Origin of the sequence: Pseudomonas sp. MWU16-30323 (assembly GCF_020515595.1) — a bacterium.
GTDB lineage: Bacteria > Pseudomonadota > Gammaproteobacteria > Pseudomonadales > Pseudomonadaceae > Aquipseudomonas > Aquipseudomonas yamanorum.
Map to the genome: position 1 here is coordinate 27,606 of NZ_JAIWYM010000023.1, position 13,451 is coordinate 41,056.

At 62.2% G+C, this 13,451-nt stretch carries 10 protein-coding genes; 3 read left to right on the forward strand and 7 right to left on the reverse strand.

Going from position 1 to position 13,451, the window contains the following annotated elements; all coding sequences use genetic code 11:
• Positions 1-50: 50 nt before the first annotated feature.
• From LIY45_RS22540 to LIY45_RS22550, 3 genes are read right to left on the reverse strand one after another with little or no spacing between them, the layout of a single operon-like run.
• Positions 51-1,445: an efflux transporter outer membrane subunit gene (locus tag LIY45_RS22540; protein WP_017478876.1), complete on the reverse strand. Its 1,395-nt coding sequence runs from the start codon at positions 1,443-1,445 to the stop codon at positions 51-53.
• Positions 1,442-4,576 (reverse strand): efflux RND transporter permease subunit, encoded by a 3,135-nt coding sequence (locus tag LIY45_RS22545; protein ID WP_226477656.1) that lies wholly within the window; start codon positions 4,574-4,576, stop codon positions 1,442-1,444. The genes LIY45_RS22540 and LIY45_RS22545 overlap by 4 nt, the downstream gene beginning before the upstream one ends.
• A gap of 2 nt (positions 4,577-4,578) precedes the next feature.
• The gene (locus LIY45_RS22550; RefSeq protein ID WP_226477657.1) at positions 4,579-5,763 is read right to left on the reverse strand and encodes an efflux RND transporter periplasmic adaptor subunit; all 1,185 of its coding nucleotides are present in this window, start codon (positions 5,761-5,763) and stop codon (positions 4,579-4,581) included.
• A 144-nt stretch (positions 5,764-5,907) separates the two neighbouring features.
• Between LIY45_RS22550 and baeS the strand changes: the two genes are divergently transcribed.
• On the forward strand, positions 5,908-7,293 hold the full coding sequence (baeS, locus tag LIY45_RS22555; RefSeq protein WP_226477658.1) for a sensor histidine kinase efflux regulator BaeS: 1,386 nt from the start codon (positions 5,908-5,910) through the stop codon (positions 7,291-7,293).
• 4 nt (positions 7,294-7,297) lie between these two features.
• On the forward strand, positions 7,298-7,981 hold the full coding sequence (locus LIY45_RS22560; RefSeq protein ID WP_226477659.1) for a response regulator: 684 nt from the start codon (positions 7,298-7,300) through the stop codon (positions 7,979-7,981).
• Positions 7,982-8,062: 81 nt separating this feature from the next.
• Here the strand turns inward: LIY45_RS22560 and LIY45_RS22565 are convergent, their stop codons facing one another.
• Genes LIY45_RS22565 through gabT form a run of 3 tightly spaced genes read right to left on the reverse strand, consistent with a single transcriptional unit; the run spans position 8,063 to position 10,582 of the window.
• On the reverse strand, positions 8,063-8,551 hold the full coding sequence (locus LIY45_RS22565; protein ID WP_010449292.1) for an Lrp/AsnC family transcriptional regulator: 489 nt from the start codon (positions 8,549-8,551) through the stop codon (positions 8,063-8,065).
• A gap of 45 nt (positions 8,552-8,596) precedes the next feature.
• On the reverse strand, positions 8,597-9,241 hold the full coding sequence (locus LIY45_RS22570; protein WP_226477660.1) for a 2-haloalkanoic acid dehalogenase: 645 nt from the start codon (positions 9,239-9,241) through the stop codon (positions 8,597-8,599).
• A gap of 48 nt (positions 9,242-9,289) precedes the next feature.
• A complete protein-coding gene (gabT, locus tag LIY45_RS22575) occupies positions 9,290-10,582 on the reverse strand; it encodes a 4-aminobutyrate--2-oxoglutarate transaminase (protein WP_226477661.1) in 1,293 nt (430 codons plus the stop codon).
• Between the two features lie 193 nt (positions 10,583-10,775).
• Here gabT and LIY45_RS22580 point away from each other — a divergent pair, with 193 nt between their 5' ends.
• The gene (locus LIY45_RS22580; protein WP_226477662.1) at positions 10,776-11,702 is read left to right on the forward strand and encodes a glyoxylate/hydroxypyruvate reductase A; all 927 of its coding nucleotides are present in this window, start codon (positions 10,776-10,778) and stop codon (positions 11,700-11,702) included.
• A gap of 654 nt (positions 11,703-12,356) precedes the next feature.
• On the opposite strand, the gene LIY45_RS22585 is transcribed toward LIY45_RS22580, so the two are convergent.
• On the reverse strand, positions 12,357-13,442 hold the full coding sequence (locus LIY45_RS22585) for a tartrate dehydrogenase (protein ID WP_017478868.1): 1,086 nt from the start codon (positions 13,440-13,442) through the stop codon (positions 12,357-12,359).
• Positions 13,443-13,451: the final 9 nt, after the last annotated feature.

Below are 13,451 nucleotides of genomic sequence, written 5' to 3' on the forward strand. Positions count from 1 at the left end.
GCGCGCAAGCCGTTCCTTCGCTGCGGTGATGTGTGCACGTGGCAGGGCCATTAATTCCAACCGCCCCCCAGCACTTTGTACAACGTGATGCGGTTACTCTGCTCGGTCAGGCGCAACGTGATCAGGTCCTGCTGTGCGCTGTAGAGCGAGCGTTGCGCATCCAGGGCTTCGAGGTAGCTTTGCGACCCGCCCCGATACAAGGCATCCGAGAGTTCGAAGCTTTTGCGGCTGGCGTCGGTCAGCGCCTGTTGCGCGGCGATACGGCGATCCAGGGTGCTGCGCACCGCCAACGCATCGGCCACTTCGCGGAATGCGGTCTGCAGGGTTTGCTGATAGGTCTGCACCTGAATCTCGCGTTCTACCTTGGCCGAATCCAGGGTCGCGCGGTTACTCCCGCCGTCAAAAATCGGCACGCTGATGCTCGGGGCAAAGGTCCAGGCACCGCTGCCGGACTTGAACAGGCCGGCCAATGCCGCACTGGACGAACCGGCGTTGGCGGTCAGGCTGATGCTCGGGTAAAACGCCGCACGGGCCGCGCCAATATCGATGTTGGCAGACTTGAGCGTATGTTCGGCCGAGAGCACGTCCGGGCGTTGTTGCAGCAGGCTGGAGGGCAGGCCCGCCGGAATCTCCACCAGCACCGCCGCCGACTCCAGGTGCGTCCCCGGCAAGAGCGCCTCGGGCACATCACTGCCGACCAACAGGCGCAAGGCATTGCGGTCCTGCAGGATCTGGCTCTCGTAGGACGCCACATCGCCCCGTGCCGACTCGACCGTGGTCTGGGCTTGCGCCACGGACAGCGCGGAGGAGCCGCCCAAGGTGTAGCTGCGCTGGGTCAGGTCGTAGGTGGCCAACTGGCTGGTCAAGGTTTCCTGGGCCAGCAGCAGCCGTTCGTTGTCGGCGGCCAGGGTCAGCCAGGCCGTGGCCACTTCGGCCACCAGACTGATTTGCGTGCTGCGCCGGGTTTCCGTCAGCGCCAGGTAGTCTTCCAGCGCCTCATCCCGGAGGTTGCGAACCCGGCCAAACACGTCCAGCTCATAACTGCTCAGCCCCAATTGAGCGCTGTAATCGTGAGTGGTGGCCGCCGCGCCGGAGTTGGACAGCGACCCCGGTGTACGGCTATGGGTGCCGCTGACGCTCGCGTCGATAGTGGGAAACAGGTCTGCACGCTTGATGCGGTACTGCGCCTGGGCCTTCTCAACGTTCAGGCTGGCCAGACGCAAGTCGCGGTTATTGGCCAGCGCCAACGCCTGCAACTGCGCCAGGCGGCTGTCGGTAAAGAACTGCTGCCATTTGATATCAACCCCAGCCTGCCCTTTTGGCAGGCTGGCTGCTGGCAGCCATTGCTCGGACACCGGTGCATCGGGACGCTCATACTGCGGTGCCAGGTTGACGCAGCCGCCCAGGACCAGGGCGGCCAGCAAAGGCCAGTGTGACTTGATCATGCATCACCTGTCGGGGCAGATTGGTTAGCGCTGTGCACGCGGCCAAAACGGCGGCGGATCAGCACGAAAAACAGCGGCACAAAGAAAATCCCCAGCACCGTCGCGCTGAACATGCCGCCCAGCACCCCGGTCCCGATGGCCTGGCGCCCGGCGGAGCCTGCGCCCGTACTCAAGGCCAGCGGCAACACGCCGAACATGAACGCCAGGGACGTCATCAGGATCGGCCGCAGGCGTTGGCGCACGGCGATCAGCGTCGCGTCGATCACGCTGTTGCCCTGCTCTTGCAAGTGCTTGGCAAACTCAACGATCAGGATCGCGTTTTTCGCGGCCAGGCCTACGGTGGTCAACAGCCCGACCTGGAAATACACGTCGTTGCTCAACCCGGCGACACGGGTCGCCAGCACTGCACCGATCACCCCCAGGGGCACCACCAGGATCACCGAAAACGGCACCGACCAACTCTCATAGAGCGCGGCCAGGCACAGGAATACAAACAACACGGAGATGCCGTAGAGCAGCGGCGCCTGGGATCCCGACAGGCGCAGTTGATAGGACTGCCCGGTCCACTCGTAGCCGATACCCTGGGGCAATTGCCGGACGATCGCTTCCACCGCGTTCATCGCATCCCCGGAGCTCACCCCTGGCGCCGGATCACCCACGATTTCCAGGGAGGCGCTGCCGTTGTAGCGCTCCAGCAATGGCGAGCCATAGCTCCAGGAACTGCTGGCAAAGGACGAGAACGGCACCATTTCATTGTTGCTGTTGCGCACAAACCAGTGATCAAGGTCCGCCGCCTGCATGCGCGAGGTTGCCTGGCCCTGTACATAGACTTTTTTCACCCGGCCCTGGTTGAGGAAGTCGTTTACGTAAGTACCGCCAAGCGCCGTCGACAATGTGGTGTTGATGTCACTGGTACTCAAGCTCAAGGCCCCCGCCTTGCGGTCGTCAATGCTGACCTTGAGCTGCGGCGCATCGTCCAGGCCGTTGCTGCGCACTCCGAGCAGGCGTGGATCTTTTCTGGCCAGCTCCAGGAACTGCTCGCGGGCCGCCACTAATGCATCATGGCCCAGGCCACCGAGGTCCTTGAGTTGCAGGTCGAACCCTGAGCTCTGGCCCAGGCCGCGCACGGTCGGAGGCTGCATGACGAAAGCATCCGCGTCACCGATGCTCGACAGCGCCATGGTCGCCCGCTGGGCAATGGCGGCCGCATCCTGGCCGGTGCCACCACGCTCGGTCCAGTCCTTGAGGCGGATAAACGCCCGCGCGGTATTCTGGCTATTGCCACCCATGCCCAGCCCGCTGATGCTGATCATCGCTTCGACTTCGGGCTGTTTCAGGATGTAGTCTTCGAACTGTTTGATCACGGCCTGTGTGCGGCTGTCCGTCGCGCCGACCGGTAACTGGATCTGTGCCAGGAGGATCCCCTGGTCTTCATCCGGCAGAAACGACGTGGCCAGGCTCATGTAGCCCACCGCCATGACCACCAGCACCACGCCGTAGATCAGCAGACTGCGCGCCCAACGCCGCAACACCGCCCCCACCCAGCGCTCATAACCGGCACTGGCACGTTCAAAGGTGCGGTTGAACCAGCCGAAGAACCCGCGCTGAGCCGTATGCGCCTGGCCGTCGCGCGCCTTGAGCAACGACGCGCAGAGCGCGGGTGTCAGGGTCATCGCCACCAACACCGACAGGACCATGGCCGAGACAATGGTCACCGAAAACTGCCGATAGATAATCCCGGTGGAACCACCGAAAAACGCCATGGGAATAAACACTGCGCTCAGCACCAGGGTGATACCGACCAGTGCGCTACTGATTTCACTCATCGATTGCCGCGTGGCAGCCACGGGCGACAGCCCCTCGCCCATCAACCGCTCGACGTTTTCCACCACCACAATGGCGTCGTCCACCAGCAAACCGATCGCCAGGACCATGGCAAACATGGTCAAGGTGTTGATCGAATAGCCGAACAGCGCCAGCACACCGAACGTGCCCAACAGCACCACCGGCACGGTAATCGCCGGTATCAGCGTTGCCCGCAGGCTTTGCAGGAACAGGAACATGATCAACACCACCAGCACGATGGCCTCGCCCAGGGCCTTGACCACTTCCTCGATGGACAGGCTGACAAACGGCGTGGTGTCGTAGGCAATCACGTTTTTAAGCTGCATTTCCGTCGGGTAGAACGGTTCCATCTCTTTAAGCTTGGCCTTGACCGCCTCGCCGACATTCAGCGCATTGGCACCAGCCGCCAGTTGCACCCCCATGGCTGCGGCGGGTTTGCCGTTGAGGGCAGAACTGATGTCGTAGCTTTCACTGCCCAACTCCAGGGTCGCGACGTCGCCCAGCAGAACGACAGCCCCATCACTGCTGGACTTGACGACGACATTGCGAAACTCTTCGACGGTCTGCAGTTTGCTGCGGGCGCTGATCGTGGCGTTCAACTGTTGCCCTTTGATCGCCGGCAACGCGCCGAGCTGCCCCGCGGAAACTTCAGTGTTCTGCGCTTCCAGGGCATTGCTGATGTCCGAAGGCATCAACGCGTACTTTTCCAGCAGGGCAGGATCCAGCCAGATGCGCATGGCGTAGCCCGATCCCAACGTCTGCACATCGCCCACGCCGTCTATTCGGCTGATGGAGTCCAGCAAGGTGGTGGAAATGTAGTCCCCGATCTGGGTGCCGGTGACACTGGGGTCATCCGATGCCAGGGCGACGATCATCAAGAAGTCCGAGCCGCCCTTGGTCACGGTCAGCCCCTGGCTTTGTACCGACTGCGGCAATCTCGATTCGGCTTGTTGCAGCTTGTTCTGTACCTGCATCTGGGCAACATCCGGGTCGGTCCCGGCGGTAAAGGTCAAACTGATGCTGGCGCTGCCGGCCGAACTGCTGGTGGCCGACATATAGGTCAGGTTATCCAGGCCTTTCATCTGCTGTTCGATGACCTGGGTCACCGAGTCTTCCACGGTCTTGGCCGAAGCCCCGGTGTAGGTGGCGGAAATCTTGACCGTGGGCGGTGCGATGTCCGGGTATTGCTCCAGCGGTAACTGGTTGATGGACAGGCTGCCACCGAGCATGATCACGATGGCGATCACCCAGGCGAAAATCGGTCGATCAATAAAAAAATGCGCCACGTTCAACCCTCCTTCGCGGGGGTGGGGGGTGTGGCCGCCTGAGCACTGGCGTCCTGCACTTGAACGGCGGCGCCGGCACGGACTTTTTGCCCGCCTTCGACGATCAACTGGTCACCCGGCTGCAGGCCTGCCGTGACCCACCACTGATTCCCCACCGCGCGATCGATGGTCAGCTCACGTTGTTCGACCTTGCCGTCGACCACCAGCAACGCGGTGGTCACACCACTGGCGCTGCGGTTTACCGCTTTCTGCGGCACCAGAATGGCCTGGTCATCGCGCGCCTGTTCCAGCACCGCACGTACGTACATGCCCGGTAGCAGCAGGTGGTCCGGGTTGGCGAATTCAGCACGCAGGGTGACGGTGCCCGTGCCCTCGCTGACACTCACGCCGCTGACCTTGAGCCGGCCCTCTTGGTTGTAGGTGCTGCCATCGTCCAGTTTCAAGCTGACCCGGGCCTGCCCTTCGCCATTGGACTGCAAGGCGCCGCTGGCCAGGTCACGCTTGAGCCGCAGCAATTGCGTGGTCGACTGGGTGACATCCACGTAGATCGGATCGAGTTGCTGCACCGTGGTCAATGCGCTGTCCTGATTGGCCACCACCAGCGCCCCTGGGGTCACGGTGGAGGTTTCAATCCGTCCGCTGACCGGCGAGGTAATACGCGTGTAGGCCAGGTTGATCCGTGCGGTTTCGACTTCCGCCTCGGCAACTTGCACGTCGGCAGCCGCGGTCAGCAAGGTCGCCTGCGCGTCCTCATTATCCTGTTGACTGATGGCATTGATTTTCACCAGTTCGGCGTCGCGTTTAGCAGTGGCCTGCGCCGACTTAAACGTGGCGCGGTACTTGGCCAGGCTCGCCCTGGACTGCGCCAGGGCTGCGGTATAGGACGCCGCGTCCAGTTGGTACAACGCTTGCCCGACCTTGATATCCGCCCCCTCGACAAACAACCGCTGCTGGACGATGCCACTGACCTGCGGACGAATCTGCGCCACCATAAAGGCCTGGGTGCGGCCCGCAAGCTCGGTGGTCAGCACTTGGCTCTGGGGTTTTATGCTGATCACCGAGACTTGGGGGGTGATCGCAGCAGGTGCTGGCTCGCCGCCGGAGCAGCCGCCCAGCATGACCAGAGTGATCAAGGACAGGAGCACCGCGGCGGTGACCAGGAATTTGGCGATTATTTTCGTCGACATAGCTGCCTCTGCAAGACGGGATGGCTTGAGTCAGCGCCATCCTGCGAGGCAAATGTGCAGGAAAATTGAAGATTGCCCGGCCGGGTTGAATCTTTTGTTCGCCAGGGCCTAAATGGTCCAATCCATTGCTGACGGCCCACCTCCATGAAGTTGAGTATCTCCACCAAGCTGTTTATTGCGGTACTGGCCGGCGTGCTGCTGGTCATCCTGAGCATGGGCTTGGCGACCAGCTGGAGTTTTGGACGGGGCTTTCTCGGCTATCTCAATGAACAGGCACTGGACCGCATGGCGCCGGTGCTGCCGCGCCTGGCCAGTGCCTACGCGCGGGAAGGCAATTGGGAATTCCTGCGCAACCAGCCGGACCGTTGGTTCGACATCATGCGGCCCGAACTCGGTGAAGATCCGGCGAAGAACGACTTGCGCACGCCCCTGGCCTCGGACCTGACGGGCGCCCTGTTTCGCATCGCCTTGCTGGATAAACACAAGAAACGCGTGAACGGTTACCCGGATATCGGTAACGACGCCCTGTTACGCCCGATTGTCGTGGCCGGTGAAACCGTTGGCTGGCTGGCCGTGACCCCGTTCCAGAGCGTGACCGAAGCCGGCGGCGAACGGTTCCAGCAATATCAGTTACGCACCAGCCTGGTCATGGGCGCCTTTTCGCTGTTGCTGGCAATGCTGATTGCCTGGTGGATCGCCCGCACACTGTTGGAACCGGTCAAACGGGTGGCTGCGGCGACCCACCGCCTGGCCAGCGGCGACTACAGCAGCCGGGTGGCGGTGGCCTCCAATGACGAGGTAGGCCAATTGGCCCGTGACTTCAACCAGCTCGCCTACACCCTGGAGCGCAATGAACAGATGCGACGCGAATTCATGGCCGACGTGTCCCACGAGTTGCGCACCCCGCTGTCGGTATTGCGCGGCGAGCTGGAAGCCATCGAAGACGGTGTACGCACCCTGAACCAAGGCTCGATGAAGTCCTTGCAAGGTGAGGTCAGCATGCTCAGCAAACTGGTGGATGACCTCTATGAGCTTTCGCTGGCGGATGTGGGCGCGCTGACCTATCGCAAGCACGCGTGTGCGCTGGATCAACTGCTGAACAGCAGCGTGTCGATGTTCCAGGAACGCTTGAACGCACGCCGCTTGCGCATCGAACTGGACCTGCCGGCTGAGCCTCTGGAAATGTTGGCCGATGCCAATCGCTTGCAGCAATTGTTTTCCAACCTGCTGGAAAACGCGGTGCGCTATACCGATCCGGAGGGCGTCATACGCATCCGCGCCTTCCCGGATCAGGCCGACGTGTGCATCGACTTCCTTGACTCCGGCCCCGGGGTTTCGGCCGAGCAGTTGCCGCGCCTGTTCGAGCGTTTCTATCGCGGCGAGTCGTCGCGCAACCGTGCCAGTGGCGGGGCCGGCCTGGGGCTGGCGATTTGTCAAAGCATCGCCCTCGCCCACGGCGGCAGCCTCAGCGCCGCTCACTCGCCCCTCGGAGGCCTTTGGCTGACCCTCCGCCTGCCAAGGAATATCTGACCCCATGAGCGACGCAAGCCCGATCCTGATCGTTGAAGACGAACCGAAGCTGGCCGCATTGATGCAGGATTATCTGATCGCCGCAGGCTACCCGACCGTGTGCCTCGACAACGGTTTGCAGGTGGTGCCAACCGTGCGCGCCCAGGCACCGCGCCTGATCCTGCTCGACCTGATGCTGCCCGGGCGTGACGGTATGCAAGTGTGCCAGGACCTACGCGAGTTCAGCTCGGTCCCCATCGTCATGATCACCGCCCGCGTCGAAGAAGTGGACCGCCTGCTGGGGCTGGACCTGGGCGCCGACGACTACATCTGCAAGCCTTTCAGCCCCCGCGAGGTGGTGGCCAGGGTCAAGGCCATCCTGCGGCGTGGCCCCCAATTGCTGGTCAGTGCGCGGCAGCGATTGCTGATCGACGAAACGCAGTACCGCGCCTCACTCGACGGTGTCGCACTTGACCTCACGCCCCTGGAGCTGAGGCTGCTCAGCACCTTTGCACGTTCCGCCGGGCGGGTATTTTCCCGTGACCAACTGCTCGACAAGATCTACTCCGACCACCGCGTGGTCACCGACCGCACGGTGGACAGCCATATTCGCAATCTGCGACGCAAGCTGGAGCAGGCGTGCCCTGGGGAAACGCCCATCGAATCATTGTATGGGGTGGGTTATCGGTTTCAGTTGGCTGACGCTTGAAGCATCGAGGCACGGATGTGTCCATTTCAGGTACAACGCCAATCCCCCCACACTGCCTCTTCATCAGCAGTGCAGGCGACTTCAGTGGCGCAGCAGTTTGCGTAGGGGCACGCCGTCCTTGAGCACGGGCGACTTGATGACGATATAGCTGAAGTACTTGGAGATACCAATGTTCTTGTCCAGCAGGCTCTCCACCACTTCCTGGTAATGCTGGATGCTGCGGGTCATGAAGCGCACCAGGTAGTCGTAACCACCACTGATCAGGTGGCATTCGAGCACTTCGTCCACCAGGCGGATATTGGATTCGAACTTGGCGAAGTCTTCGCGCTTATGGTCGCTGAGGGTGATCTCGGTGAACACCGTGACCGAATCGGTAATCTTGGCCAGGTTCAAGTGCGCCTTGTAGCTGGAAATATACCCCGCCGACTCCAACCGCTTGACCCGTTGCAAACACGGGCTGGCAGACAAGCCCACGGCGTCGGCGAGGCTGACATTGGTCATCCGGCCGTCCTTTTGCAGTTCAACCAGAATACTGATATCGATCCGGTCCAGCTTCACTTGCCCTTCCATTGCGTACCTCTTGACTGCCGTTTGTAAGACAATCTTCTAGCAAAATCAGCGCCGTAAAGACAGCTGATGCTGAGCCACCAGATCCGCCATGCTGCTGATGCAGTAATCCGCCGCGCACGGCGAAGGCTGCCGGGGCCGCTGGCGGCCGATCAAACAGCGGTCCAGCACGCCGTGCGCCGCGACCGACGGTCGTGTCACATGCAGCACCGGTTGCACCTCCTCCGCTTGCTCGCTGAGCCATTGCAGGTCATCGGCCAGGGAAATGAAATCTTCCGGTGCAATACCCAGCCGCTCACACAACACACCACGATCCTCTGCGTCACGGTCGCCACGCACCAGTAACCGATAGAACTTGCGCAAATACAGCATAGCCCCCGGTGCATCCTCGAACAGCGCCCAACTGCCGGCGCTGCGGGCAAAGCTCATGCCCTCCTCCCAACTGGCGTGGAGCCCCCAGCGTTCGGCGAGTTGGCGGTGGGCGAAACACAGCAGGCCACTGAAGCCCAACTCGGCGAAGCGCGGGTAGAGATTCGCGACCACCGTGTTGTACTCGGCCAGCACCTGCTCCCTGGGCGGCTGCCCGCCACGGCTGTCGAGCAGCGGTTGCAGGGCGGCCAACACACCCGAGTCGCGGTCCACCAGCACTTCATCGCAATCGATCAGCAACGCTCGATAATCTGTCAGTCCCATGTGGGGTCAAGTCTCCAATGATGCCGTCCACCCTGAACAAGCACAGGCTCAGTTCAAGACCCGTGCCAAGGCGCCGTCGAGTATCGCCAAGGCTTCGTCGATCTGGGCCTCGGACGTCACCAACGGCGCGAGAAAGCGCAGCACGTTGCGATGCACGCCGCATTTGATCACCAGCAACCCGCCGGCGCGGGCTTCATCGATCAGCCGTTGGTTAAGGTCGGCATCCGGCGTGCGCGCCGGGTCATCCTGGATCAGCTCGATCGCCAACATGAAGCCGGTGCCGCGCACATCACCGATACGCGGGTAGCGCGCCTGCAAATCAAGCAGGCCCCGGCGCAGGCGTTCGCCCAGCCGTTGGCCGCGTTCGAGCAGTTGCTCCTGCTCGAATGCGCTGATCACCGCCAGTGCCGCCGCGCACGCCAACGCATTACCGCCGTAGGTGCCGCCCAGGCCGCCAGGCAGCGGTGCATCCATGATGTGCGCCTTGCCGACTACACCGGACAACGGCAAGCCGCCGGCCAGGCTCTTGGCCACGGTGACCAGGTCAGGCTGGATGCCCGCATGCTGGTAGCCGAACCAGGTCCCGGTACGGCCGAAACCGGTCTGGATCTCATCCAGGATCAACACGATGCCGTGCTTGTCCGCCAACGCACGCAGTGCCTGGAGAAACTCCGCAGGCGCGGCAAGGAAGCCGCCGTCGCCCTGCACCGGCTCGATGATGATGGCCGCGATCCTCTCCGGCGCCACCTGGGTCGCCAGCAGTTCATCCAGGGCTTTGAGTGCCAGCTCGCTGGTCACCCCGCGATAAGCATTCGGATACGGTGTGTGGAACACCTCCGGTGCAAACGGCCCGAAGTTCTGTTTGTAGGGTTGGCTCATGCCGGTGAGCGTGGTGCCAAGCAAGGTTCGACCATGGAAACCGCCCCGAAAGGCGATCACCGCCGAGCGATTGGTGTGGGCGCGGGCGATCTTCACCGCATTTTCCACGGCCTCGGCGCCGGAGGTGAAAAACGCGGCCTTATAGGCTTCCTGCCCGCCGACCATTTCGCACAGCCGCTGTGCCAGGTCGAGGTAAGGCTGGTAGGCCACCACCTGGAAGCAGGCGTGGGAGACCTTCTGCAACTGGGCCTGCACCGCCGCCACCACCTTGGGATGGTTATGCCCGATGTTCAGCACGCCGATCCCGCCGACGAAGTCCAGGTAACGCTTGCCATCCACGTCCCACAACTCGGCGCCCTGGGCACGGTCGATCACCAGCGGGTGAGCGGTCACCAGGCCACGGGGCACGAATTGATCGCGCTGACGGAGCAAATGAGGGGTTTCGTCGACCTTGCTATTCATGGCAGTTCCCATCGTGAATGCAGCAACCGGAAAGTGGTTGCGATGTGGTTCAGAGTAAGGCTTGCGGGCAACCAACTACGCCGAACTTGGCCCGTGAGAAATTCGGATCGACTGTTTTGCCCCCACCTTTCAACAGATCCTGCGCCGGGCTTGGGGGATGATGAGGGCTACCCAAACCCTGCAGGAAATGCCCATGGCCTTGCTCTACAAAGCTGACCCGGTGCGCGGCCAACATTGGCAGGCACTGTTCGCCGAACACGCGCCGCAGATCGAATGGCGCGCCTGGCCCGACATCGGTAATGCCGAAGAGGTGGACTACCTGGCCGCCTGGCAGGCGCCCGACAACCTCAAGCAAGTACTGCCCAACCTGAAAGTGCTGTTTGCCTTGTCGGCCGGGGTCGACCAACTGGACCTCTCCCGCTTGCCGCCCGACCTGCCCGTGGTGCGCCTGCTCGACCCCGGCATCACCCGCGGCATGTGCGAGTACGCCAGTTGGGCGGTGCTCAGCCTGCACCGCGATATGTTGCGCTACCGCCAGCAGCAAGCCGCGCGTTGCTGGCAGGCACACCTGTTGCAGCCGGCCGTGAGTCGCAGGGTGGGCGTGATGGGACTGGGCACCCAGGCCCAGCAGATCCTGGCAACGTTGGCGCCGTTGGGGTTTGCGCTGTCGGGCTGGGCGCGCAGTGCTCATCAGTTGCCAGGTGTGGACTGCTACGCCGGTGAACACCAACTGCCGACGTTTCTCGGCCAGTGCGACATTCTGTTGTGTGTGCTGCCGTTGACCGAGCAGACCCAAGGCATTCTCGACCGGCAGCTGTTTGCACAGTTACCGCGTGGGGCGGCGCTGATCAACATGGGCCGTGGCGGGCACCTGGTGGAAGAAGACTTGCTGGAGGCATTGGGCAGTGGGCAACTGAGCGGTGCAGTGCTGGACGTGCTGCAGGAGGAACCTGCGCCAGCGGATCATCCATTCTGGGATCACCCGCAGATTGTACTGACGCCCCATATCGCAGCCATGACCCAACCGGCGAGCGCGTTTGGGGTGTTGCTGGAGAATATCCGGCGGTATGAACGTGGGGAACAGATGGTGGGTGAGGTGGATCGGCGCAAGGGTTATTGATGCGTGGAGATCCAAATGTGAGAGAACGGTCTTGATATGATCGTTCCGACGCGCTGCGTGGGAATGCCGCCCCGGACGCTCTGCGTCCAACGGGCAACGCACGGTTCAAGGCTTGCGCAGTGGTGACGCGGAGCGTCACGGGATGCATTCCCACGTAGAACGTGGGAACGATCGCTCATCGGCGTAAGGGTTATTGATGCATGCAGATCCAAATGTGGGAGCCGTCGAGCCTTAGCGAGGCCGCGATAGCGGTGGGTCAGGCAACATCGATGTCGACTGTGCCGACGTCATCGCAGCCTCGCTGAAGCTCGACAGCTCCCACAGAAAACCTGTGTAACTGATGCAATCAGGCGCCCGCGCGCTGATGGCCAGGCTGGCACCCTGCAATTTGGCGGCTGACAAAGATCAAATGTGGGAGCCGTCGAGCTTCAGCGAGGCCGCGATAGCGGTGGGTCAGGCAACATCGATGTCGACTGTGCCGACCTCATCGCAGCCTCGCTGAAGCTCGACAGCTCCCACAGAAAACCTGTGTAACTCTGCGACACCGTGCCCCGGCGCCGGATCAACCGAATGCGGGGTGTCAGCCTGAGATATTTCAACTGAACCCCTGCATTCGCGAGCCAGCCCGCTCCCACATTTTTGAGCCTGCTCGCTTTAGATCTGAAGCCTCTGGGCAATCGCCAGCCCGACATCCTGAGTAGAGCCCTTCCCGCCCAGATCTGGCGTCACCATGCCCTCGGCAATGACCGCCTCAATCCCCCGCAGGATCCCGTCGTGGGCCGCCCGATACCGCTCATCCCCATTGCCAAGGAAATCCAGCATCAACGCCCCCGACCAGATCATCGCGATGGGATTCGCAATGTTCTGCCCATAAATATCCGGCGCCGAACCGTGCACCGGCTCGAACAATGACGGAAAGCGCCGCTCGGGGTCGAGGTTGGCCGACGGCGCAATACCGATCGTCCCGGCGCACGCCGGCCCGAGGTCGGAGAGGATGTCGCCGAACAGGTTTGACGCCACCACCACATCAAACCGGTCCGGTTGCAGCACAAACCGCGCACACAGGATGTCGATGTGCTGCTTGTCCCAGCTCACTTCGGGGTAGTTGGCGGCCATCAATGCGGTGCGCTCATCCCAGTAGGGCATGCTGATGGAAATGCCGTTGGACTTGGTCGCCGCCGTGAGCTTCTTGCGCGGGCGGGACTGGGCCAGGGCGAAGGCAAACTTGAGGATGCGGTCGACGCCGCGCCGGGTGAATACCGACTCCTGCAGCACGAATTCATGCTCGGTGCCCTCGAACATCTTGCCGCCCACTGACGAATATTCGCCCTCGGTGTTTTCGCGGATCACCACAAAATCGATGTCCCCCGGCTCGCGCCCCGCCAAGGGGCACGGCACCCCAGGGAACAGCCGCACCGGGCGAATGTTCACGTACTGGTCGAAGTCGCGGCGGAACTTGAGCAACGAGCCCCACAGGGAAATATGGTCGGGCACCTTGTCCGGCCAGCCCACGGCGCCGAAGTAAATCGCGTCAAAGCCCTTGAGCTGCTCAAACCAGTCCTCAGGCATCATCTGCCCGTGCTCCAGGTAGTAATCGCAGTGAGCCCAGTCGAGCACCTCGATGCTCAGGTTCAAGTTCCAGAGACTGGCCGCCCGTTCCAGTACCCGCAGCCCTTCGGGCAGCACTTCCTTGCCAATGCCATCGCCGGCAATCGCGGCGATTCTGAATGCCTTGCTCATGGTGCGTGC

What these genes read in the sequence shown, in the direction of transcription:
- LIY45_RS22540 (WP_017478876.1), bottom strand. Translation starts at nt 1,445, where the DNA reads ATGATCAAGTCACACTGGCCTTTGCTGGCCGCCCTGGTCCTGGGCGGC.
- baeS (WP_226477658.1), top strand. Translation starts at nt 5,908, where the DNA reads ATGAAGTTGAGTATCTCCACCAAGCTGTTTATTGCGGTACTGGCCGGC.
- LIY45_RS22585 (WP_017478868.1), bottom strand. Translation starts at nt 13,442, where the DNA reads ATGAGCAAGGCATTCAGAATCGCCGCGATTGCCGGCGATGGCATTGGC.
- LIY45_RS22560 (WP_226477659.1), top strand. Translation starts at nt 7,298, where the DNA reads ATGAGCGACGCAAGCCCGATCCTGATCGTTGAAGACGAACCGAAGCTG.
- gabT (WP_226477661.1), bottom strand. Translation starts at nt 10,582, where the DNA reads ATGAATAGCAAGGTCGACGAAACCCCTCATTTGCTCCGTCAGCGCGAT.
- LIY45_RS22580 (WP_226477662.1), top strand. Translation starts at nt 10,776, where the DNA reads ATGGCCTTGCTCTACAAAGCTGACCCGGTGCGCGGCCAACATTGGCAG.
- LIY45_RS22550 (WP_226477657.1), bottom strand. Translation starts at nt 5,763, where the DNA reads ATGTCGACGAAAATAATCGCCAAATTCCTGGTCACCGCCGCGGTGCTC.
- LIY45_RS22565 (WP_010449292.1), bottom strand. Translation starts at nt 8,551, where the DNA reads ATGGAAGGGCAAGTGAAGCTGGACCGGATCGATATCAGTATTCTGGTT.
- LIY45_RS22570 (WP_226477660.1), bottom strand. Translation starts at nt 9,241, where the DNA reads ATGGGACTGACAGATTATCGAGCGTTGCTGATCGATTGCGATGAAGTG.